General features: G+C 73.0%; 7 protein-coding genes. All 7 read left to right on the forward strand.

Going from position 1 to position 25,501, the window contains the following annotated elements:
• Positions 1 to 373 precede the first annotated feature (373 nt).
• The 7 genes from asnB (at position 374) to OG953_RS38290 (ending at position 25,467) form a co-directional block, all read left to right on the forward strand.
• Positions 374 to 2,254 carry an asparagine synthase (glutamine-hydrolyzing) gene (gene asnB, locus OG953_RS38260; protein ID WP_405690190.1) on the forward strand — a complete coding sequence of 627 codons (1,881 nt, stop codon included), beginning with the start codon at positions 374 to 376 and terminating at the stop codon, positions 2,252 to 2,254.
• Positions 2,251 to 3,027 (forward strand): aspartate/glutamate racemase family protein, encoded by a 777-nt coding sequence (locus OG953_RS38265; protein ID WP_405692301.1) that lies wholly within the window; start codon positions 2,251 to 2,253, stop codon positions 3,025 to 3,027. The genes asnB and OG953_RS38265 overlap by 4 nt, the downstream gene beginning before the upstream one ends.
• Entirely contained in the window at positions 3,024 to 4,808 is a 1,785-nt protein-coding gene (locus tag OG953_RS38270; RefSeq protein WP_405690192.1) for a non-ribosomal peptide synthetase, read from the forward strand. The genes OG953_RS38265 and OG953_RS38270 overlap by 4 nt, the downstream gene beginning before the upstream one ends.
• Positions 4,805 to 11,407: an amino acid adenylation domain-containing protein gene (locus tag OG953_RS38275; RefSeq protein ID WP_405690194.1), complete on the forward strand. Its 6,603-nt coding sequence runs from the start codon at positions 4,805 to 4,807 to the stop codon at positions 11,405 to 11,407. Before OG953_RS38270 ends, OG953_RS38275 begins: the two co-directional genes overlap by 4 nt.
• A 1-nt stretch (position 11,408) precedes the next feature.
• Positions 11,409 to 12,146 (forward strand): aspartyl/asparaginyl beta-hydroxylase domain-containing protein, encoded by a 738-nt coding sequence (locus tag OG953_RS38280; RefSeq protein WP_405690196.1) that lies wholly within the window; start codon positions 11,409 to 11,411, stop codon positions 12,144 to 12,146.
• Between the two features lie 86 nt (positions 12,147 to 12,232).
• Positions 12,233 to 16,792, forward strand: coding sequence for an SDR family NAD(P)-dependent oxidoreductase (locus OG953_RS38285; RefSeq protein ID WP_405690198.1), 4,560 nt, complete (start codon positions 12,233 to 12,235; stop codon positions 16,790 to 16,792).
• A complete protein-coding gene (locus OG953_RS38290; protein WP_405690199.1) occupies positions 16,789 to 25,467 on the forward strand; it encodes an amino acid adenylation domain-containing protein in 8,679 nt (2,892 codons plus the stop codon). Before OG953_RS38285 ends, OG953_RS38290 begins: the two co-directional genes overlap by 4 nt.
• The last annotated feature ends 34 nt before the right edge of the window (positions 25,468 to 25,501 follow it).

A 25,501-nucleotide genomic window follows, 5' to 3' on the forward strand; every position in this document is an offset into this window, starting at 1 on the left:
GGGTCGGAGTCCCACGGGGTCCATCGGTTCTGGTCGGAGCGTTCGACTCTGAGGTGGCCGGTCACTGCGCCCTGCCCTTCTGTTTCTGGGAGTTCTGCGCGGGCCTCGGGACCCGCGGGTCGACCTTATTCCCGAATTGGCCAGGCAGGCCAGCGAGTCACTGACGGGCACCCCTCAAGAATATGGAAAAGAGCGTGAATTGCTTGCCTCGCCTTGATCGCCCGGCACTATAGGTTGTCTATGACGGTACGTCACCAAGGTCCGGATGGTAGGGAATTGAAGATTTTCTTGTTGACCTTTCATTGTTCCGTGGGATAGCGTGACGCGTGTATATTCCATCGTCGCGCAGGTGTGAAACGGGGATTTTTCCAACGTGTGTGGAATAGCGGGTGCCTTTTCCCTCGACGGGGTGCATCCGATTGATGCCCGTGTCGTTTCCGGGATGACTTCCAAGCTGATTCACAGAGGACCCGACAATCAGGGGTATTACGCCAGGGAAGGCATTGCGCTGGGCTTTCGCAGACTTGCCCTGAGTGATCTCGAGCGGGGCAATCAGCCGCATTTCTCGGAGGATCGCACCCTGGTCTCGGTGTGCAACGGGGAGATCTACAACCACCGGTGCCTGCGGTCTGCACTGCACAGCCGCGGCCACCGGTTCCGGTCCGATTGCGACACCGAGGTGCTCGTCCACCTGTACCGCGAGTACGGCTCCGGCCTCACCGCGCATCTCGACGGCCAGTTCGCCTTCGCGCTGCACGACGCGCCCGCGGGACGCCTGCTGCTCGCCCGGGACCACGCAGGCATCGTGCCCCTCTTCTACACGGTCGTGGACGGGCTGCTCGTCTTCGCCTCCGAGATCAAGGCGATCCTGCGCCACCCCGCGGTGCGGCCCGAGGTCGACCTGCACGGCCTGGACCAGATCCTCACCCTCCCCGGACTCGTCAGCCCCCGCACCATGTTCGCGGGCATCAAGGCCCTGCGGCCGGGCGAGCAGTTGATCGCAGACCGGTCCGGAGTGACTGTCGAATGCTACTGGGACCTCGACTACCCCACCGCGGACGACTTGGTACCCCTGGGCGCCACCCTCGACAAAGAACTGGACAGCGCCGCCGACCGTATGGCGGCCCTCCTGGACGACGCCGTACGAGTCCGGCTCGTCGCCGACGTGCCCGTGGGCCTCTACCTCAGCGGCGGACTCGACTCCAGCCTCATCGGCGCGCTGGCCGCGGCCTCCCGGCCGGGGCACGCCTGGCCGAGCTACTCCGCGGTGTTCCCCGACCACGACTTCGACGAAAGCCCCCACCAACGCCTGGTCGCCGCCAAGCTGGGCACCCGCCACCGCGAGGTCCCGGTCCGCCAGGCCGACCTCTCCGAGCGCCTCACCACCATGGTCCGCCACGCGGAGACACCCGTCCGTGAGTCGTACAACGTCTGCTCGATGATGCTGTCCGAGGCCGTGCGTGCCGACGGCACCGTCGCCGTACTGACGGGCGAGGGCGCCGACGAACTCTTCGGCGGCTACCCCGGATACCGCTACGACGCCACGGGACTCGGCGGAAGCCGGCTCAGCGGCCTCGACGCCCATCTGGAACGCGAGATCCGTCAGCGGATGTGGGGCGTGGACCTCGGATACGAGAACGATCAGCTGATCGCCCAGGAATTCCGGCGCGACCTGTACTCCGACGACCTTGCCACCTCCTTCGGCGAATTCACCGTCACCTCCCAGCGCCTGGTCGACGCCGACCGGCTGAAGGGCCGTCACCCGCTGCACCAGCGCTCCTACCTGGATTTCCACCTGCGCCTGGCCGACCATCTGCTCGGCGACCACGGCGACCGCATGGCACTCGCCAATGGAGTCGAGCTGCGGTTCCCCTTCCTGGGGCGCGGGGTCGTCTCCCACGCCGTCGCACTGCACCCGGAGCTGATGGTCGCCCACGGATCGGAGAAGGCCGTGCTGCGCCGGGTTGCCGACGGACATGTCCCGGGGGAAGTGCTGGCCCGTCCCAAGTTCGGCTTCCGCGGCCAGACCAGCAGCCACCTGCTGAGCGGCGACGACGACTGGTTCGAGGAGCTCCTCTCACCGGCCCTGGTACGCCGGCAGGGCTACTTCAACCCGGACACGGTCGCCGCGCTCGTCCGCCGGCAGCGCGAACAGGACGGTCAGGTGCACGCCCATCTCGACACGGACTACCTGATGGTCATTGCGACGTTCGGGCTATTCGTCGAGGAGTTCGACCTGCCGTGTCTGGGATGACCCGCCTCGCCGCGCCCGGCGAGCAGATCGCCGGCGAACACACCGCCCCGGCCGCGAGCCCGCACCTCGTCCGGCCCTCGCTCCCCCTGGTCGGCATCGTCGGCGGCATGGGGCCACTGGCCTCGACCGAGCTGCTGCGCACCGTCTATCGCGCCGCCCCCGCCCGCCCCGAACAAGAAGCACCGCGCGTGCTGTTGTGGTCCGACCCCGCCGTGGTCGACCGCACCGAGGCAATCGGCAGCGGCGACCTGGAGCCGCTGTACCGGGCCGTCGAAAAGGCCGTTCGCGGCCTGGTGACCGCAGGCGCCGAGCGGGTGGTCGTAGCCTGCATCACCGCCCACCGGGTGCTCGGTGATCTGCCGCCCGACCTCCTGGAGAGCTGCGTGTCCCTGGTGGACCTGGTCCACCGCGAACTCGCCCGCACCGCGGAGCCGCACCTCCTGCTGTGTACCAAGGGCACCGCACAGGCCGGAATCCTGACCTCCGGCCCGGAGGCGGACCAAGCGGTACGCGACCTGGTCATGCTCCGGCCGGACGACCAGGAGGCCCTGCACCAGGAGGTCTACCGCATCAAGTGCGGCGGCGATCCGCTGCGGACCGTCGACTTCCTGCGCACCATCCTGCCCCGCTACGGGGTACGGGCATTCGTCGCCGCCTGCACCGAACTCCACCTGGTCACCCAGGCCATCGCGGCTTCGGGCCGGTCGGACGAGTTCCCGGCCATCGACCCACTGGCGGTCGTGGCCCACCGGATCAAGAACGGAGAGCTGTGAGCCACACGAAGATCCTCGACCGCTGGGCCGATTGGATGGAGCAGGACGGACAGGCACCCGCGGTCGCCACCCGCGAGCGCGTCTGGAGCCGCCGGGAACTCGCCGAGTTCACCGCCGGACTGCGGGCCCGGCTGACCGGAGACACCGGACCGGTCCTGGTCGCCTGCGCCGACCCCGTCACCGTCATCGCCACCATCCTGGCGTGCGCAGCCGTCGGCCGGGCCTTCGCACCAGTCGACATCGGCCAGCCCGCAGCCCGTTGGACGGCCCTGCTGGAAGACCTGCGTCCCGCGGCCGTCGTCGCCGACGAGGCCGGACGCGCGGCCCTCGCCGGCCGTGACAGCGACACGACCGACACTGGCGAGCGGATCGACGCCGAGGCCGTCGAGCCCATGCCCTGGCACGCCGCCGACTGGCGGGGGCTCGATGTCCCCGACGCCGGGTACGTGTACTTCACGTCCGGCACCACCGGACGCCCCAAGGGCATCAAGGGCAGCCTGGAGGCAGTCGAGCACTTCCTCGCCTGGGAGGCCGACGCATTCGGCATCACCTCCGGCACCCGGGTCTCCCTGCTGACCTCACCCGGATTCGATGCCTTCCTCCGCGACGCCCTCGTCCCGCTGCGCACGGGCGGCAGCGTCCATGTTGCCGGGCCCGGCACCGTGCCCGTCGGCAACGCCCTCGCCGAGTGGCTCGACCAGGAGGGCATCGAGGTGCTGCACTGCGTACCCACCGTCTTCCGCACCCTGCGCGCCGCCGCGCTTACCGGCGACTCCCTGCCCCGGCTGAGGGCGGTCCTGCTCGCCGGAGAGCCGGTGCGGCCCGCCGACGTCGCCTGGTGGCGGGAACTGTTCGCCGACCGCAAGGCACTGGTGAACCTGTACGGCCCGTCCGAGACCACGATGACCAAGGTGTTCCGCCGCCTCGGCGCCGAGGACGCCGCGGCCGGGACCGTGCCCGTCGGCCTGCCCATGCCGGGCGTCGAGGTGCGGGTACTGGCCGCCGGTAAGCCCGTCACCGACGCGATCGGCGAGATCGAGATCCGCACCCCGTTCCCCTTGAGCGGCTATCTCGACGGCAGGGCCGGCGGCTTCACCGGCACCGACCGCTACCGCACGGGCGACCTCGGCCGGTTGCGGCCCGACGGCGTCCTGGAGGTGCTCGGCCGCCGGGACCAGCAGGTCAAGGTCAACGGCGTACGGGTCGAACTGGGCGAGGTGGAGGACGTCTTGCGCCGCCATCCCGGAGTCGCCGACGCCTGCGCCGCCGCGGTGGCCGAGCCCGACGCGGACCCGGTGCTGTGCGCCTACGTCGTGGCCGCCGACTCCGTGACCGACGAGGAGCTGCGGGACCACGCCGCGGCCTGCCTCGTACCGGGCAGCGGCCCGGCCCTCTACGTACGCCTCGCCGCCATCCCGCGCACCCTCAACGGCAAGGCAGACCGGCGGGCCCTGCCGCCGCCGGCGGCCGCGCGGGCCGCCCACCTGGAGCACCGGCCCAGGGACGGGGCGGAGGCCCGAATCGCCGATGTGTGGTGCGAGTTGCTGCATCTGCCCGGGGTCGGCCGCCACGACAGCTTCACCCTGTTGGGCGGCGACTCCCTGGGCATCGCCCGGCTCCTGGACCGGCTGCGCTCCCTGTTCGGCGTGGACGTACCCCTGCGCGTCTTCGCCGCCGACCCCACGGTCGCCGGCCTTGCCGCGGCCGTGACCGACACGATGCCGGCCGGCGTGATCGCCGAGTTCCCGACGCCCTCCGATGCCACGGGGAGTACCCGATGAGCCCTGCGCCCCTTCCGCCGAGGCCGGAGCGCGGCCGCGCCCCGCTGTCCTACGCCCAGCGGTCCATCTGGCGTGCGGAACAGGTACGTCCGGGCAGCGCGCTGCACAACGAGACCGCGGCGTTCCGCCTCAACGGCCCCGTGGACCCCGACGCACTGGAGCGTGCCCTGGCCGTCCTGGCCGTCCGCCACGAGGTGATGCGCTGCTCCATCGCCCCCGATGGCGACGGCGAGGCGTGGCAGCGCTTCGCGGATCGCACCTTCCCCACCGTCGAACGCACCGACCTCGGCCCGCTGCCTGAGGACGAGCGGGAGGACCGGCTCGCCGAACTCGTCTCGCGGGCCGTGGCCGAGCCTTTCGACCTTGCCCGGCCGCCGCTGATGCGCACGTATCTGTTCGGACTGCGGGAGGAGCGGCATCTGCTGCTCTTCGTCGCGCACCACATCGTCGTCGACGCCTGGGCGTTCGGCGTCTTCCTGGAGGAACTCGCCGCGCAGTACGCCGCCGAGACCGGCGGCCCGGCGGTCCACGAGACCACCGAGGGGCCCGACTTCGGCGATTACGCCGCCTGGCAGCGCACCGACCCGGACGCCGAGCGCGGCCTCGACCACTGGCGGGAGCGGCTCGGCGGAGAACTGCCGGCACTCCGGCTGCCCGCCGACGGACACCTGAGCACCAGATCAGGTGCCCGGGGCGCAACCGCCGACGGGCCGGCCGCCGACATCGCCGGCGCCGTGCACCACTTCGTGATCCCGGCGGACCTCGCCGCCCGGCTCGGCACACTGGCCCGCGCGGAACTCGCCACCCTGCCCGCCATCGTGCTCACCGCCTTCTGTGCCGTCGTCCAGCGCTACACCGGCCAGGACGACCTCGTCGTCGGCATGCCCGTCGCCACCCGCAACCGGCCCGCGCTGGGCGCCATGATCGGCCCTCTGCTCAACGTCATGGCCCACCGCGTCGACCTGTCGGGCGAGCCCGACTTCACCGAGGCCCTGCGGCGCACACGGCAGAACCTCAAGGCCGACCTCGGCCACCGGGACACTCCCTTCGACCTCGTCGTCGAGGAACTCGCCCCGGCCACGGGCGGCGGCCGCTCCCCGCTGTTCCAGCTCATGTACTCCTTCCACAGCGGACCGACCACGACCCTGCGACTGCCCGGCGTCGAGACAACACACGCCCCCGCGCACAGCGGCACCGCCAAGTACGACCTGTCGCTGCTTCTCCGGCCGAGGCCCAACGGAGAGCTGGACGCCAGCCTGGAGTTCCGGACCGCACTGCTCTCCCCGCACACCGTGGTGGGCATCGCGGAAGGTCTGCTGTGCCTGCTGGAAGCCGCCGTGTCCGAGCCAGGCACGCCGCTGACGGACCTGCCGGTGATGACCGATGCCCAGCGCCGCCGGGTCCTGGTTGACTTCAACCGGGCCGACCGGACGCCGCCCCCCTGGTGCACTGTGCCCGGGGCGCTGCGTGCCCTGGTCGCCCGGAGCGGCGACGCACCGGCGGTCGTCGATGGCGACAGCGAACGGACCCTTACCCGCGCCGACGTGGACGCCGCCGCCGACCGGGTGGCCGCCCGGCTGGCCAACCGCCTGGGGGTGCGCCCCGGCGACCGCGTGGCCCTGTTGGTGCCGCGCGGCGCCGAGCTCGTGCCGCTGATCGTCGGTCTGTGGCGGGCCGGTGCCGTCCTCGTACCACTCGATGAGACAATGCCCGACGAGCGGATGGCGTACGTCCTCCAGGACAGCGGCGCCCGGCTGCTCATCACCGGCCTCCCCGATCGCACCTCCCCGGCCACCGATGTACCGCGCGCCGAAGCGGCGGAACTGCTGTCCGCGGCCGCCGGCAGCGCCGCGGTCCCGTTCCCGGACGGACCAGCGGCCGACTCGCTCGCGTATCTCTTGTACACCTCCGGCTCCACCGGACGGCCGAAGGGCGTGGCGGTACCGCACGGCTGCGTCGCCAACCTGCTGCACAGCATCGTCCGGGAGCCCGGCATCGGCACCGACGACGTGCTGGTCGCCGTCACCTCGATCACCTTCGACATCTCGGTGCTCGAACTGTTCGCCCCGCTGGTCGCCGGTGCCCGGGTCGTGGTCGCGCCGCACGCGACGGTCCGCGACCCCGACGCGCTGGGCGCGCTGCTGCGCCGGTCCGGGGCGACCCTGTTGCAGGCCACGCCTTCCCTGTGGCGCGCGCTGCTGAACGGCGGCTGGCCGGGGCACCCGGGGCTCCGTGCGCTCAGCGGCGGCGAGGCCCTCGATTCCGGGCTGGCCGAGCGGCTGCTCGACCGCTGCGCCGAGGTGTGGAACCTGTACGGGCCCACCGAGGCCACCATCTATTCGACAGGCGGGCGTGTGCTGCGGGGCGAGCCGGCGACCATCGGGCGGCCGGTGGCCCGCACCTTCTGCCACATCCTGGACGGGCACGGCCATCCCGTACCCATCGGTGCGATCGGCGAACTGGTCATCGGCGGAGCGGGTGTCACGGCGGGCTACTGGCACCGCCCCGAACTCACCGCCGCCGCTTTCGTCCCCGACCCGGTGCGAGCCGTCCCGGCCGGCGACGGCACGGATACGGTCTATCGGACGGGCGACCTGGCACGGTACCTGCCGGACGGGCGCATCGTCGTCCTCGGCCGGGCCGACCAGCAGGTCAAGATTCTCGGCCACCGCGTCGAACTCGGCGAGATCGAGGCGCTCCTGGCCGGTCACCAGGAGGTGCGGGCCGCCGCCGTCGTGGTCGACCGGGCCCGGCCGGCGGCGCCCCGGCTCGTCGCGTTCGTCGTACCCGAGGCCCCCGCAGCCGTATTCCTAGCCGAAGGTGAAGGTGAAGGCGACGACGCCGAGCGTCTCGGCGGGGAGCTGCGCCGGTATTTGCAGGGTCTGCTGCCGGCCGCTGTGGTCCCCTCCGTCGTTGCCCCGCTCGCCGAACTCCCGCTGAACACCAGCGGGAAGATCGACCGTCTCACCCTGACCCGGGCCGCCCAGGCACTCGCCACCGCATCCGGACGGGTCGCCCCGGTCACCGACGCCGAACGGACCGTCGTCGAGCTGTGGGCCGAAATCCTCGGCGTCCCCCGCGACACGGTGGGGACCACGGACGACTTCTTCGCCGTGGGCGGCAACTCGATCGTCGCCACCAGGCTCCTGGGCCGGGTGCGCGACCTGCTCGGGCACGCGCCCCCGCTGGCCGGGTTCTATACCGAGCCCACCCCCCGGGCCCTGGCCCGGCAGGCAGCCGAAGGGCACACCGTGGCGGACACGCCCCCGCCGACCTTCGACCCGGCCGCCCCCGTACCTCTCACGGACCAGCAGCGCCAGTTGTGGCTGACCCACCACCTCGCGCCCGAGTCCGCCGCCTACAACCTTGCCGCCGCCATTCGCCTCGACCGCCCCGTGGACCAGGACGCCCTCGCCCGGGCCTTCCACGACCTGGTCACCCGTCACCCGGTGCTGGCCGTCCGCTGCGAGCTGGCCGACGACGGCCCGGTCCTCGTCCGCCTGCCCGCCGACTCCGTGCGCCCTTCCGTGGTCGACGCACCGCAGGAGTTCCCCACGGAGGGCGGCGAAGGGCCCCGGCGATGGCTGGACTCCGTCACCGCCGCCGAGGCCGTGCGTCCCTTCGACCTGGCCGAGGGGCCGTTGCTGAGGGTCACCCTGCTGCGCGCGGGTGACACCTCCGTCCTGCTGTGCACCGCCCACCACATCGCCGTGGACGGCTGGTCGATCGGCGTGGCGATTCGTGAACTCGCCGCCCTGTACGCCCACCACACCGGCACCGGCGCCCCCCTCGCGCCCCCCGCCGCGGACTTCACCGGCTACGCGGCCGCGACTGCCGTCACCGGCGCGGCCGCCCGCACGGTCCAGCTGGAGTACTGGCGCGCCCGCCTCGACGGGTACCCCGGAGTGCTGGAGCTGCCGACCGACCCCGACGCCGGTCCGCAGCCCGTCGGCGCCGGAGCGTCCGTGCCCGTCACGCTTTCGGCCGACCTCACCGACCGGCTGCGCACGACCGCCGCCCGGCTGCGGGTCACCCCGTTCACCGTGCTGCTCACCGTGTACGCCGCCCTGCTGGGCCGCTACGCCGGTACCGACGACGTCGTCGTCGGCGTACCCGTGGCCAATCGGGGCGCACCGGAGCTGGAGGGGCTGGTCGGCCCGCTGGTCAACACCCTTCCCGTCCGCGTCGATCTCCGCGGCACCGCGTCGTTCTCCGAACTCGCCGCCCGCACAGGAAAACTGCTCGTCGCCGACCTCGACCGGCCGCTCGTGCCCCTCGACCGTCTCGTGGACACCCTCGGTGTCTCCCGCGACGCCGGCCGACCGGCCCTCGTCCAGGCCACCCTCGTGCTCCAGGAGGCCCCGCCGAACCTGATCCGGCTCGGCGACGCCACCGGAGAACTGCGCCCGGTCTCCACCGGCACCGCCAAGTACGACCTCACACTCGCCCTCGACGAGCGGCCCGACCGGATCGACGGACTCCTGGAGTACGCGTCGGGCCGGTTCACCCACGGGTCGGCGACCCGCTTCGCACGCCACCTGGAGACCCTGCTGCGCGCGGCGCTGGACGATCCGGACGCCGACGCCGCCCTCGCCCCGCTCGACCCGGACGAGGAAGAGACGCCCTCACCGCGGCCACGCAACCCGCTGGCCGCCGAGAGCGCGGCGTACGCCACGCCGGTGCACGAACTGTTCCGCGCCCAGGCCGCGGCGCGGCCCGACGCGGTGGCCGTCCGCCACGACGGACAGTCCGTCACCTACCGTTGGCTGGACGCCTGGAGCGACCGGATCGCCGCGCGGCTCCTCGACCGGGGCGCGGCACCTGGCCGCTTCGTCTCGACGCTCCTGCCCACCGGTCCCGCGCAGACCGCGGCGATCCTCGCCGCCGCCAAGACCGGGGCGGCGTTCGCGGTCCTCGACCCCGACAGTCCCGAACTGCGGCTGCGCGCCGTGCTCGCCGACGCCGAGCCGATCTGCGTCCTGGCCGCCGAACCCTGCCTCGACGCCCAGCCGGCCTTGTGGGACCGGGCCACCGGGCGGTTCGCCGAGGTGCCGGTGGAGGTCCTCGACCCGAGCGTGCCGGCCGACGACCCGGGCCTGTCCGCCGACGACACGCAACGGCCGCTCCCGGCCGCTCCCGTCGTCGGCGGCGACACCCTCTGCCTGGTCTACACGTCCGGCTCCACCGGCACCCCCAAGGGCATCGCCCTGCCCCACGCGACGTTGGCACAGTTCGCCGACTGGCAGCGCGACCGGTTCGGCATCACGTATGGCAGCCGAGTCGCCCAGTGGGCGCCCTTCACCTACGACGCCGCCTACACCGAGGTGTTCGCCGCCCTGTGCCACGGCGCCACACTCTGCGTACCGCCGGACGGCACACGGCACGACCCGATGACCCTGGCCGTCTGGCTCGGCACCGAAGGGGTTACCCAGATCCAGACCGTGCCCGGCTTCTTCAGGGTGCTCACCGAGGCGCTGGACCGCACAGAGGAGACACTGCCCGCCCTGGAGCACGTGCTGCTCGCCGGCGAGGTACTGCCGCCGTCGCTCGCCGCCGCCTGGGCGGACCGGACCGACCGGCCCCGGCTGCACAATCTGTACGGCCCCACCGAGTGCGTGCTCGCCACCTACCGGGAACTGGCGCCCGGCGAACGGTTCCCGGTCTCCGTACCCATCGGTGTGCCGATCCCCGGCCGGCAGGCGCTGGTACTCGACCACCGCGGCCGGCCCTGCCCGGTCGGCGTGATCGGTGAGATCCATCTGCGCAGCGACTTCCTGGCCGGCGCCTACCACCGCAGGCCCGAAGAGAGCGCCAAGGCGTACGTCGCCGATCCCTGGCGGCCCGGTGGGACGCTCTACCGCACCGGCGACCTGGGCCGCATCCTGCCCGACGGGGAACTCGCCTTCACCGGACGCACCGGCAGCCTGGTGAAGATCCGCGGCAACCGCGTCGAGCTGGAGGAGATCGAGGCGCTCCTCGAGTCCCACCCTGCGGTCCGGGAGGCCGCCGCGGCGCTGCACGGCACCCCGTTGTCGCCCCGGCTGATCGGATACGCGGTCGTCACGGACGAGGTCACCGACGCGGAACTCCGCACCCACCTCGCCGAACGACTGCCGGCGGCGGTCGTGCCGGAACACGTGGTTCTGCTCGATGCGCTGCCCCGCACCCGCACCAACAAGCGGGACCGCGCGCGGCTTCCGGCACCCGGGCCGGCCGTCCCGGACGCCGACACGCCGCCGAAGGCCGGCACCGAACAACTCGTCGCCGACGCCTGGCGACGAGTCCTGGGCGACGACCGGCCCGTCGGACGCCACACCAACTTCTTCGAGGCGGGCGGAAATTCGCTGCTCGCGGCCCGGCTTCAGCTGGAGCTCGGCCGCCGGCTCGACCGGGAGGTACGGCTCGTGGAGATCTTCACCCGGCCCACCGTCGCCGAATTCGTCGCGGGCCTGGACGAAACGGCAGGCGACCCGGTGAACCGCCCCGGCCCCGCACAGGCCAACGAGTCGGCCGCACGCGGCAACCGGCGGCGGGCCGCAGTCCGGGCCCGGACCCGCGGCCGGGCCGACCAGTTCAACACACCGACAAGGAGAGACTGATATGGACGTGCAGAGCGTGATGACGGAGCTGCGCAACGCCGTTGGCTCCGACGGACTTGAGCGCGTCGAGGAGTGCCTGGCCATCCTCGTCGGCGAGCGGTCCCCGGAATACCTCCACGACGACCAGGAGCCCACCCGACTGTTCTTCCCGGAGATCGGCGCGCTGCCCTGGCACGACCCCGCCTCCCAGCCGTGGGTGGCCGGGATGGAGGTCGCGTACGAGGACATCAAGGCGGAGTTCCTGGCCCTGCGCGAGGCGGAGGCGCGCTTCGCTCCGTACGAGGACCTCTACACCAAGGAACTCGGCTGGCAGGGCTGGGACACCTACCAGATCTACCGCGACGGCGCCTGGCGCGACGAAGCCCGCGAACGCTGCCCCAAGACCTGCGAGGCACTCGACTCGACCCCGCACGGCCCGCGGGACGGCATGTTCACCATCCTCAACCCGGGCGTCCACATCACCCCGCACACGGGCGGAGTGAACCTGCTGCTCACCGCCCACCTGCCGCTGATCGTCCCGCCGGGCTGCGTCATCAAGGTCGGCGAGGAGGAGCGGGGTTGGGAGGAGGGCAAGGTCATCCTCTTCGACGACAGCTTCATCCACGAGGCCTGGAACCGGGGCACCCAGCAGCGTGCCGTCCTGCTGTGGGACGTCTGGCACCCGGAGCTGACCGCCACCGAGGTGCGCGCGCTCGAATACCTGATGCCCCGCTTCCAGCGCTACCTCATGGCGGTCTGACGCACCGCCGCAGCGGAAAGCCCGACCGCCCCCACCCCCCGCCCGCCGACGCGCGGTGACGCACCGAGCTACCAACGGAGAACATCTTGAACGCACAGCCAGTTCAGCCGGATCGGGACGACTGGGCCGACACCGACGGCCGTATCGCCGTCGTCGGTATGGCGGGGCGCTTCCCGGGGGCCGAATCCCCCGATGAGCTGTGGGAGCTGCTGGCAGCGGGCTCCGAAGCGATCAACCGGTTCACCGCCGAGGAGCTGCGCGCCTCCGGTGTGCCCGAGACCGACTCCGCCCACCCGGGCTACATACCGGCGAAGGGAGTCCTGGAGGACATCGCCGGATTCGACTCCCAGCTTTTCGGCTACAGCGCGCTGGAGGCGTCGGTCATCGACCCCCAGCAGCGGATCTTCCTCGAATGCGCCTGGTCGGCGCTGGAGGACGCCGGGTGCGACCCGGACCGGTCGCGTGGGCCCATCGCGGTGTACGCGGGGTCGCTGCTCAGCACCTACCTGATCCACAACCTGCTGCCCCGCACGGACCTGCGCTCCACACTGGGCGTGCCCATGCTGTTCCAGGGCAACCAGCCCGATCAGCTGGCCTCCCGCGCCGCGTACAAGCTGAACCTGCGAGGACCGGCCGTCAGCGTCCAGACGGCGTGCTCCACCTCGCTCGTCGCGGTGCACATGGCGGCGCAGAGTCTGCTCTCACAAGAGTGCGACCTGGCCCTCGCCGGCGGCGTGACCGTCACCGTGCCGCACCGCTCCGGCTACCTCGCCGTCGACGGAGGCATCGAGTCGCCCGACGGTCGCTGCCGCCCGTACGGCGCCGACGCCAACGGCACGGTGTTCGGCAACGGCGCCGGTGTCGTCGTGCTCAAGCGGCTGGCCGACGCGCTCGCCGACGGTGACCGCGTGCATGCCGTGATCCTCGGGTCGGCCGTCAACAACGACGGTGCCGCCAAGGCCGGTTACACCGCCCCCGGCATGGCGGGCCAGGTGGCCGTGATCCGCGAGGCGCTGGCGGTTGCGGACGTCTCGCCCCGCTCCATCGGCTACGTGGAAGGACACGGCACCGGTACCCCGATCGGCGATCCGATCGAGATCGAGGCGCTCACCGCCGCCTTCCGGGCTGCCGACCCCCAGGGGGACGGGTCGCCCACGGACACCTGGTGCGCACTGGGCTCGGTCAAGTCCAACGTCGGTCACCTGGACACCGCGGCCGGGATCACCGGATTCATCAAGACCGTTCAGGCGCTGCGCCACGGCCGGATCCCCGCCACCCTGCATGCCGAGAGCGAGAACCCGGCCCCCGGCCTCGCGGAGAGCCCCTTCTTCGTGCCCGCCCGGCTCACCGAGTGGCCCGTCGGGGAAGGGCCCCGCCGCGCCGCTGTCAGCGCGTTCGGCATCGGCGGCACCAACGCCCACGTCATCCTCGAAGAGGCACCGCGCCCCAGCGCCGCACCCGCGGACGACGTCGGCACCTCGCCCGCCTCCGCGCTGCCGGTCGCGCTGCCGCTGTCGGCACGCACCGCCACCGCGCTGGACACCGCCACCGAGCGGCTGGCCGCCCATCTCGAAGCCCACCCCGAGGCGTCCCTCGCCGATGTCGCCCGCACCCTGCGCACCGGCCGCCGCCGCCTCAACCACCGCCGGGTCGTCCTCGCCCGGGACATCGCCGGGGCGGTGACCGTGCTCCGTGACGGTGGGCGGCGCGACGCGGTCCGCGCCCGCACCGAGCGCGTCGACGCGCCCGTCGCCTTCTTGCTCCCCGGGCAGGGCGCCCAGTTGCCGCGGATGGCGATGGGTCTGTACGACGCGCACCCGGTGTTCCGCGCCGCGCTGGACGAGTGTTCCGGCATCCTCCGCCCCCACCTCGGGCAGGAGCTCACCGCCCTGCTGCGCGACGGCGGCGAGGAGGAACTGCGGCGCACGGCCATTCTCCAGCCCGCCGTCGTCTCCGTCGGCCATGCGCTCGGCCGCCTGTGGGAGCACTGGGGCGTGCGCCCCACGGCCCTGCTCGGGCACAGTATCGGCGAGTTCACCGCCGCGACCCTCTCGGGCGTATTCGAACTCCCCGACGCCCTGTGCCTGGTCGCGGCCCGCGGACGGCTCATGCAGGAGACGGCCCCGGGCGCCATGCTGGCCGTGCCGTTGGGCGAGACGGACGCGGCCAGGGAAGCCGCCACGTACGGCCTCGACCTGGCCGCCATCAACGGACCTGCGGCGTCCGTGCTGTCCGGCCCGCACGACGCCGTGGACCGGGCCGCCGCGGACTTCGAGGAGCGCGGCCTGCGCCCCCTGTGGCTGCCCGTCGACCGGGCTTTCCACAGCGCCCTGTGCGACGAGGCCGCCGAGCGCTTCGCCGAAGAGGTCTCCCACACCGTACGCAACGCCCCCAGCGTGCCGTTCCTCTCCGGGGTGACCGGCGACTGGATCACCGCCGAGCAGGCCACCGCCCCCGCCTACTGGGCACGCCAGATGCGCGAACCGGTGCGCTTCGACCGGGGCCTGCGCACCCTCGCCGCCGTCGACGAGGGCCTCGTCCTCGTGGAGAACGGCCCCGGGAGCGTGCTCACCGACCTGGTGCGCTCCGGCGCCGAGGCTCCCAGGCTCGCCCCCGCACCACTGCCGTCCCGCGGCCGTCGTGGGCCGGCGGACGAGCCCGCGAGCGCGGCGCTGTCCCTGGCCGGCCTGTGGGCCAACGGAGTTCACGTCGACTGGGGGCCCACCGCTCCCGGCGCCCGGGTGACCGGCCTTCCCGGCTACCCCTTCGAGCGCCGGCCCCACTGGATCGAGCCCGGCACGCCCGCCCTGCCCGTGACGTCCGAGGCCGCCTCCACGACCGCCCTCACCGCCGAGGGCACGGCCGTGGACGCCGACGCCGTTCACGCGGTCCCCGTCTGGCGCCCGCTGGACGGCGAGGCCGACGCCGGCGACCGCCTCGGTAGCCGCCGCCAGACCTGGCTCGTCCTGATGGACCCGGACGGCGAGGCGCAGCCGGCCGTCGACCTGCTCACCGCCCGCGGACAGATCGTCACCGTGGTGCAGCCCGGACCCGGCTACCGCCGGGTCCGCCGCGGCAATTACGAACTCGATCCGCGGGACCTGGCCCAGTACGCCAAGCTGATGGCCGACCTGCGCGGACTCGTGCGCACACCCACCGCCGTGCTCTACGCCTGGGGCCTCAACACCGGACAGGACGCCACCGGCCCAGACGAGGACGCGTGCTACTTCGGACTGGTCCGGCTGGCCCGTGCCATGGCGGAGGAGAGCGTCGTCAACGAGGTGCACCTGGGCGTCCTGAGCAGAGGCGCGTTCCGCACCGCCGAGCACGAGCGCCCCGATCCCGCGGCGGCGATGCTCAGCGGCCCGGTCCAGGTCCTGCCCGAGGAGTACGGCAACCTGCGATGCACGCAGGTGGACCTGCCGAGCGGCACCGCGCTGGACGGTACGAGCGCCGAAGCCGTGCTCGGTGCCGTACTGGCCACGCCCGCCCGGCTTCTCGCCCTGCGCGACGGGCAGTTGCTCACCCGCACCGTCGAAGTCGTCGAGAGGCCCGTCCCGGACATCCCGGCGCGCGTCGCACAGGGCGGCACCTGGGTCCTCACCGGCGGACTCGGTGGCATCGGCCGGACCTTCGCCGCACGCCTGGCCCGCACCCACGGCGCCCGGCTCGTCCTCCTCGGGAGGCGGACCACCCCCGACGGCGACACCGGCCCCGCAGCCGCGTTCCTGCGGGACCTGCGCGCGTCCGGCACGGAGGTCCTCGTGCTCCAGGCGGACGTGACCGATGCCGGGTCGCTGGCCGGCGCACTGGACCAGGTCCGCGCCCGCTTCGGCGGCATCGACGGCGTCGTGCACGCGGCTGGTGTGCCCGGCGGAGGCTCCGTCGCCCGGCGGGACGACGAGGACGCGCGCACGGTGTTCGGCCCCAAGGTGGCGGGCATGCGCAACCTTCTCGCCGCCCTGCGCCCGGGTGAGGCGGGCGTCCTGCTCGTGTGCTCCTCGCTCGCCACGCTCGTGCCCACCTACGGTCAGGCGGACTACACCGCGGCCAACGCCTACCTCGCCGCCGCCGCGGAGGCCGAGGCCGCACGCGGCGAACGCCATGTCGTCGCCATCGACTGGGACATGTGGGCCGAAGTCGGCATGGCCAGCGAGGCCGAGGTCCCCGCCGACCTCCAGGAGTTCCAGGGGCGGATGCTCGCCGGCGCCCTCACCCCCGGTCAGGGCGCCCGGGCCTTCGCCGCTCTCCTCGACGGGCCCGCCGGCCGCGCCGTGGTGGCGCGTTCCGCGGCCACCGTCACGGACGGCACCCTCAGGCTGGCCGACGAGCCGGCAGCCGCGCGGCCCGCGACGGTCGCGCTGCCCCGCCCGGACCTCGCCACCGCGTATGTGGCCCCTCGCACCCCGACCGAGGAGCGCCTTGCCGAGGTCTACGGCGAGATGCTCGGCATCGAGGAGGTCGGCGTGCACGACGACTTCCTCGACCTCGGAGGACACTCCCTCCTCGCCGCCCAGATCGCGGCCAGGCTGCGGGCCGAGTTCGAAGTCGACGTGCCCGCCCGCGCGTTCTTCGAGGGCGGGCGGGTGGCCGACCTCGCCGAGCTGATCGAGGACCGCATCCTCGCCGAACTGGAGAACCAGTGACCAACCCCACCGGCCGGGAAGACCGTCTGTCCCGGCTCACACCCGAACAGCGTGCCAGGTTCGAGGCGCGCACCCGCGGTCGTTCGACCGCCGCGTCCACGGCCCCCACCGGCCCCCTCGCCCAGGAGCCCATCCGCCCGGCACCGGGCCCGGCGCCGCTCTCCTTCGGGCAGGAGCGCCTGTGGTTCCTGGAGCAGCTCACCCCCGGACTGGGCGTCTACAACGAGTACGTGGCGCTGCGGCTGACCGGTGCGCTCGACCTGACCGCCCTGGAGGCCGCGCTCGACGGGCTCGTCGCCCGCCACCAGGCGCTGCGCACCGTCATTGCCCCCGCCGACGGCACCCCGGTGCAGAGGGTGCTTCCCCCGTCGGGCCCTGCCCTGCGCATCGTCGATGTGAAGCCCGGCGAGGAGCCGGCGCCGGCCGTGGAGGAGGCCGCCCGGCCCTTCGACCTCAAGAACGGCCCGCTCTTCCGTGCCGTGCTCATCAGGTCGGCGCCCGACCGCTCCCTGCTAGTCGTGGTCAACCACCACATGGTCGGCGACGCCTGGTCCAGGGCGGTGCTCGTGGACGACCTGTGCGCCGGATACCGGGCGCACCTCGACGGCACCACACCGGCCGGCGCGGAGCCGCTGCCGGTCCAGTACGGGGACTGGGCCGCCTGGCAGCGCCGGGAACTCACCGACGAAGCACTGTCGGAACAGCTCATGTACTGGCGGGAACGCCTTGGCGACGCCCCGCCCCTGCTCGAACTGGCGACGGACCGGCCACGTCCGGCGGTCCCGACCCACCGCGGCGGCCGGGTGCGCTTCACCCTGGACCCGCGGCTCACCGAGGCCGTCGAGACATCGGCCCGGGACGCCAGGGCCACGCCGTTCATGGTCACCCTGGCAGCCTGGCACGCGGTGCTGATGCGCCATTCGGGGCAGGAGGACGTCGTCGTCGGCGTACCGACCGCCGGACGCGACCGGCCCGAACTCGGCGCGCTGGCCGGCATGTTCGTCAACAGCCTCGTCCTGCGGGCCGACCTGTCCGGCGACCCGACCTTCGGCGAACTGCTCGCCCAGGTAAGGGAGACAGCCCTCGGTGCCCTGGCCAACGCCCAGGTTCCCTTCGAACGGCTCGTGCGCGAGCTGAGCCCCGACCGGGACCTCAGCCACGCGCCGATCTACCAGGTGCAGTTCGGCTACCGCAACGTCCCCGAGCGCGAGTTCTCCCTGCCCGGCGTCGAGGTCGAGCCCGTCGATCTGGACAACGGGCTGTGCCGGACCGACCTCAGCCTGGAACTGGCCCGGCGGGGCGGTCTCACCGAGGGGATCTGCGAGTACAGCCGCGACCTGTTCGACGAGGCCGGCGCACGGGCGCTGACTGACACCCTGGAACGGGTGCTGCGCCGTGGCACGGCCGACCCCGGTCTGCGCCTCTCCGAATTGCTCGCCCTCACCGCGGCCGAGCAGGCCCTGCTCGACGCGGCCGGGGACGGCGGACCGCTGCCCGCCGACGCTGAGGACGTGCTCAGCTCCTTCGCCCGGGCCGTCCTCACCCGTCCGGACGCGGAAGCCGTGGTTTTTGGTGGCGACTCGCTGACGTTCCGCGAACTGGAGAGCAGGGCGGCCGGAATCGCCGGCCGGCTGCGGGCCGTGGGCGTACGGCCGGGTGACCGGGTCGGCGTGGGTGTGCGCCGGTGCGCGGACCTACCCGCCGCGCTCCTCGGCGTCCTGATGTCGGGCGCGGCATATCTGCCGCTCGACCCGGACTACCCGCAGGAGCGGCTGCGGTACGTGTGCGACGACGCGACGCCCGCCGCCGTGCTCGTACACGCCGCGACCCGTGACGCCTTCGGCGCCGCCGGCGTCGTCCCGGACGGGGTGACCCTGGTCGACCTCGACGCACCGGACGGCTCCAGCCAGGACGGCCCCGGCGCGCCCGTGGAGGCGGCCGCCGCCGTGGCGGGCCCCGAAACGCCCGCCTATGTCATCCACACCTCCGGCTCCACCGGCAGGCCGAAGGGCGTGGTGGTACTCCACCGTAACCTCACGGCTTTCCTCGCTGCGATGGACCGCGTCGTGGAGACCGGCGAGGACCCGGTCACCTGGCTCGCCGTCACCAGCGTCTCGTTCGACATCTCCGTGCTCGAACTGCTGTGGACGGTCAGCCGCGGCCACCGGGTGGTGGTGAGCCCGGACGCCGGACGGCCGGCCGCCGGGCCCGCACCCGTCGCCGTCCCCGGGGCGACCGAAGAATCCGCCACCCCGGAGTTCAGCCTCTTCTACTTCGCCAGCGACTCAAGCGGCATCCCGCCCGGCCCGGACCAGTACCGGCTCCTGATGGAGGGAGCGCGCTTCGGCGACGAGCACGGGTTCAGCGCCGTATGGCTGCCGGAGCGTCACTTCCATGCCTTCGGTGGCTCCTTCCCGGCGCCGTCCGTCCTCGCCGCCGCCGTGGCCACCGCCACCCGGCGGATCGGCATCCGGGCGGGCAGTGTCGTCCTGCCGCTGCACCACCCCGTCCGCGTTGCCGAGGAGTGGTCGGTCGTCGACAACCTGTCGAACGGGAGGGTCGGCCTGTCCTTCGCCTCCGGCTGGCACATGGACGACTTCGTCCTCGCCAAGGACGCCTACGACGACCGGCAGGCGCGTACCGTCCAGGGCCTCGACGAGGTGCGCCGGCTCTGGCGCGGTGACCGGGTTCCCTTCGAAGGACCCGCCGACCGAACGATCGAGGTGGGGGTGCTGCCCCGACCCGTCCAGCCCGAACTGCCCGTCTGGCTCACCTCCTCGGGCAACCCGGAGACCTGCCGCCGGGCCGGCGAGGCCGGCGCGCGACTACTCACCCATCTGCTCGGTCAGAGCGTCGATGAGCTCGCCGAGCGCATCGCCGTCTACCGGGACGCCTGGCGACAGGCGGGCCACCCCGGGGAGCCGCACGTCACGCTGATGCTGCACACCTTCGTCGGCGCCGACGCCGACGAGGTACGGGCACACGCCTGGCAGCCGTTCCGCGACTATCTGCGCTCCTCCGTCGGCCTGATCGAGAACATGGCCCGCGCGCAGGGCATCGACATCACGGCTGACGACTTCACCGCCGACGACCAGGAAGCACTCCTCGACCACGCCTGCGCCCGCTACCTCGCGGACAGCTCCCTCATCGGCACGGCCGAGGACCGGCTGCCCCTGGTGCACCGGCTGTCCGCGGTCGGGGTGGACGAGATCGCTTGTCTCGTCGACTTCGGTGTCGACCCGGACGCCGCCATCGGCGCGCTGTCCGGACTGGCCGGCCTCATCACCCGGGCCACGGCGGAGCCGACGCCCGCGGCGCGGATCGTGTCCCCCGGACCGGAGGACGACGCCTCCCTCACCGCGCTGATCCGCACGCACGGCGTGACCCACCTCCAGTGCACCCCCTCGCGCGCCCGCGCCCTGCTCGACGAGACGGACCCCGCCGCGCTCTGCGGACTGCGGCAGCTGCTGCTCGGCGGCGAACCGCTCGACGCCGACCTCGTGGGCCGGCTGTCGAAGCACCTGCGCGGCACGATCAGCAACATGTACGGCCCCACCGAGACCACCGTGTGGTCGACCACGGACACCGTGGACCCGGCCCAAGGGGCCGTCACCATCGGACGGCCCATCGCCGGCACCACCGTCCACGTGCTCGACGCGCACCGCCGCCGGGTGCCCGTCGGCGTACCCGGCGAGCTGTACATCGGCGGAGTGGGCGTGAGCGCCGGCTACCTGGACCGCCCGGAGCTCACCGCCGAGCGCTTCGTCCGCGCATCCGGCACGGCCGGGACCACCGGCGCGACCGGGACCGGCACCCTTGGGTGCCTGTACCGCACAGGTGACATCGTCCGGGTCCGCCGCGACGGGCGGATCGAGTACCTGTCCCGCAACGACAACCAGCTGAAGATCCGGGGCTTCCGGATCGAGGCGGGGGAGGTCGAGGCCGCGCTCACCGCACTGCCGAAGGTGCGTCAGTGCGTGGTCACCGGCCACGGCCTCGGTACGTCCCGGGCGGCCCTCGCCGCGTACCTCGTCCCCGAGTCACCGGACGATCCGCCCGTCCCGGCCGAGCTCCGCGCCGAACTGGCCCGCAGGCTCCCGTCCTTTCTCGTCCCGTCGCGCTTCGTCGTCCTCGACGCGCTTCCGCTGACCAGCAACGGCAAGGTCGACCGCGCGGCGCTGCCCGCACCCGGGCCCGAGCGGACCGGATCCGATGCCTACACCGCGCCGGTCACCCCGACCGAGGAGCGGATCGCGGCGGTCTGGCGCGAGGCCCTGCGCACCGACCGGGTGGGGCTGTACGACGACTTCTTCGAACTCGGCGGCCACTCCCTGCTCGCCACCCAGGTCGTCGCGGGCATCCGGCGCGCCCTCGGCGTACAACTGCCGCTGCGCACCCTGTTCGAGGCGCCCACGGTCGGTGCACTCGCACGCGCCGTGGACGAGTTCGGTGCGGACACGCCCCGGACGGAAGCGGCCGAGGCGTCCGCCCCCGCCGTGCTGCGGCCCGATCCGGTACACCGCCACGACCCGTTCCCGCTGACCGATGTGCAGCGCGCCTACTGGATCGGCCGCAGTGGCACCGTCGGCGGTGACGTCTCCTGCCACCTGTACATCGAACTCGACGTCGACGACGTCGACCTGCCCCGGCTGGAGAGCGCCTGGCAGGCACTCGTACGCCGTCACGACGCGCTGCGCATCGTGGTCGACGAGGACGGTGACCAGCGCATCCTGCCCGAGGTGCCGGAGTACCGGATCGAGGTCGGGGATCTGCGCGGCCTGACGGACGCCGAGCGCGAGAGCCGGCTCCGGGCCACCCGTGAGGCGATGTCCCACCAGGTGCTGCCCTCGGAGACCTGGCCGCTGTTCGACATCCGGGCCAGCCATACCGGCGACAGCGAGGCCCGCCTACACGTCGGCATCGACACCCTGATCGCCGATGGCGGAAGTGTGCAGATCCTGCTGCGCGAGCTCCTCGCGGTCTACAGCGGCACACTGCAACCGCAGCCGCTCGACCTCTCGTTCCGGGACTACGTCCTGGCCGAGCGGGAGCGGTGCCGGGGACCGGAGCGGGAGCGCGACCTCGCCTACTGGCGCGACCGGCTGGACACGCTGCCGCCCGCCCCCCCGCTGCCGCTGGCCTGCCGCCCCGAGGAGCTGTCCGAGGTCCGGTTCCGGCGCCGTGAGGCCCACCTCCCGGCCGATGTGTGGAGCCGGTTGAAGGAGCGGGCCGCCGCGGCCAGGATCACTCCCTCGGCGCTCGCCCTGACCGCGTACGCCACCGTGCTCGGCACCTGGTCCGGCACCGATCGCTTCACCCTCAACCTCACCCTCTTCAACCGGGTGGGCGACCATCCCGACCTCGCCTCGCTGGTCGGTGACTTCACCGCGCTGACCATGCTGGAAGTGGAGGGCGGCACCACCGGGGCGTTTCAGGAGAGGGCCCATCGGATCCAGGAACGGCTCTGGCAGGACCTGGACCACCAACTGGTCAGCGGTGTGTGGGTGGCCGGTGAACTGGCGCGGCGCCGCGGTGTCAGCGACGCCGTCATGCCCGTCGTCTTCACCAGCGAACTCGGTGCCGCCGACGCGGGCAGCACACCGCCGGCCGGTCTCGGCGCCCGTGTCACGCACACCATCACACAGACCCCGCAGGTCTGGCTCGACCACCAGATCGCCGAGGACGGCGACCGGCTCCGGCTCACCTGGGACGCCGTCGAGGCGCTGTTCCCGGCCGGGACGCTGGACGACATGTTCGGCGCCTACACCGCGCTGCTCACGGTGCTGGCAGAGGACCCCACGGCCTGGGACGGCCCGCACCGGGAGGCGCTGCCGCCCGGCCAGGCCGCGCGGTACGCGACGCTCAACGACACCGACGGTCGGCTCCCGGACGGTCTGCTGCACGAGCCCTTCCTCGCGCGTGCCCGCCGCGATCCCGGCCGCACCGCGGTCGTCTCGGCCACCGGCACCGTGACCTACGGCGAACTCGACCGGGCCTCCCTGGCCGTCGCCCGCACGCTGCAGAGGTCCGGGGTGCGGGCCGGCGACCTCGTCGGTGTGCTCGCCGACAGGGGATGGGAACAGGTCGCGGCCGTCATCGGCGTCCTGCGCGCGGGAGGCGCCTACCTCCCCCTGGACAGCGGCCTGCCGCCCGCCCGTGTGGCCCGCTCCCTGAGTCACGCCGGAGCCGTCGCACTGGTGGTTCCGCGGTCCGCTCCGGCCGAGGACAGGGCCCCCGACGGGGTCACGGTCGTCCGGTTCGACGAAGCGGTCGCGGACGCCACCGAAGGCACCGACGGAAACCGCGGCGCCCTGGAACCGGAATCAGTCGCAGTCCGGCCCGAGGACCTGGCGTACGTGATCTACACGTCCGGTTCCACCGGCGACCCCAAGGGCGTGATGACCGATCACCGGGGCGCGCTCAACACCGTCGTCGACATCAACGAGCGGTTCGGAGTGTACGCCGACGACCGGGTGTTCGCCCTGTCGTCCCTCGGCTTCGACCTGTCCGTGTACGACATCTTCGGTACGCTCGCCGCCGGTGCGGCGCTCGTCCTGCCCGGCCCCGGCGAGGAGCGCGACCCGGTCCGCTGGGCTCGGCTCATCGCCGACCACGGCGTCACGGTGTGGAACTCCGTACCGGCGCTCATGGAGATGCTGCTCGTCCACGCGAACGGCAACCCGGCCGTGGACGTGGAGCGACTGCGCCTGGTCATGCTCAGCGGCGACTGGATCCCGGTCGGCATGCCCGACCACATCCGTGCGGTCGCGCCGAAGGCCGAGGTGATCAGCCTCGGCGGCGCCACCGAGGCGTCGATCTGGTCGGTTCTGCACCCGGTCGGCACGGTCGACCCGGAGCGGCGGAGCATCCCGTACGGCCGTCCCATGCGCAACCAGCGCTTGTACGTCCTCGACGACGCCTTCCGGCTGCGGCCCACCGGGGTGCCCGGCGCCCTGTACATCGGCGGTGTGGGCCTGGCCGTGGGATATCGCAACGCACCGGAGCTCACCGCCCGGGCGTTCCCCACGTCCCCCGTCACGGGCGAACGGCTCTACCGCACCGGAGACCTGGCCCGGCTCATGCCGGACGGGGACCTGGAGTTCCTCGGCCGCGAGGACTCACAGGTCAAGGTGCGCGGCATGCGGATCGAGCTTGGCGAGATCGAGGCCGCGCTCGTCCGGACCGAGGGCGTGCAGGAGGCCGCCGCCCTCGTCGAGGGCTCCGGCATGTCCGCGCAACTGGCCGCGTACGTGGTGCGCGAGGTGCCGGAGGCGCCGACCGCCGCGGCGGGGGCCGGCCCGACGGCCGCACTCGACGTCGAGCGGGTACGCAGGCTGGAGACCCGTCTGCGCCAGCCCGGACGGCGCGACGACCTCACGGGCCGGGAGATCCTGCCGTTCGCCCTGCCCGCCGACACCCTGGCGCTGCGCGCCGCGTCCGCTGTGCGCGGCGCGGCGGCCGGCTTCGGGACCGGGCCGGTCCCGGCGACGGACCTGTACGCGCTGCTCACCGTGCTCGCCCGCCAGGACGAGGACGGCGTGCCGCGGTACGCCTACGGTTCGGCCGGCGGTCTCTATCCGGTGCAGACCTATGTGACGGTGGCGCCGGGCGGCGTCGACGGGGTCGCGGCCGGCACGTACTACCTCGACCCCGCCGGTCCCGCCCTAGTGGCGCTGGACGGCGCCCCGGGCGCCGAACGGGCCCTCGATCCGATGCTGTTCGGCGAGTTCAACCGGCCGCTGGCCGTGCAGGCAGGCTTCGCCATCCAACTGGTCGCCCGTAACGCGGCCGTCACCCCCGTCTACGGGGAACTCGCCGGCCGGTTCGGGCTGCTGGAGGCCGGTGCCATGGCCCAGCTGCTGCGGCAGCGGGCCGCCGACTGCCGGATCGGCCTGTGCCCGATCGGCGACGTGTACGAGGAGCCACTGCACGAGGTCCTGCGGCTGGAGGAAGACCAGACTGTGCTGCACACCCTGCTCGGTGGTTTCTCGGCGGGCTCCGTCGCGGATCCCGTGGACCCGCGGGCGTGGGCGGCCGGACTGCGCGCCGAACTCGCCCGACGGCTGCCGGCGTACATGGTTCCCCAGCAGGTGCGGCCGATCGACGCGCTGCCTCTCTCGACCAACGGAAAGGTCGACCGGAAGGCGCTCGCCGCACTGGGCGGCGACGCGGCGCCGGCGGCCCCGGCTCCTGCCACTGCCCCGGCTGCGGTCCCGGCCGTCACACAGGCGCCTGTCGCCACACCAACGACAGGCGTACCAGCGGCGGGCAGGGGCGACACCTCCTCCGCAAGCACTGTGGAGCGGCTGACGGATCTCTGGCGCGACGTGATGGACGGACAGGAGCTCGGAGTCGACACGAACTTCTTCGAGTCGGGTGCGACCTCCATCCATCTCGTACGCGTCCAGCGGCGGATCGCCGAGGAGTTCGGCACGGAGCTGTCGGTCGTCGAGATGTTCGACCGCCCCACCATCCGGCACCTTGCCGGGCTGCTCGACCGCAGTGAGCCCGCCCCGGAGCCGCTCCCGGCAACGGCTCCCACAGCGGACGCCGCGGTGGCCGGGAAGCCGGAGGACGACGCCGCGACGGCGCCGTCCGCCGACCGGCGCCAGCACCACGAGCGGCGGCGTGCCGCCCGCCGTCGCGGCGGGCCGGGCGCCGTGTCCGCCGACTGAGAGGACGCGCGGACAGGGCCCGGCCACCCCGGAC

It is taken from the genome of Streptomyces sp. NBC_00057, from assembly GCF_045041165.1.
In the GTDB taxonomy this organism is placed as follows: domain Bacteria; phylum Actinomycetota; class Actinomycetes; order Streptomycetales; family Streptomycetaceae; genus Streptomyces.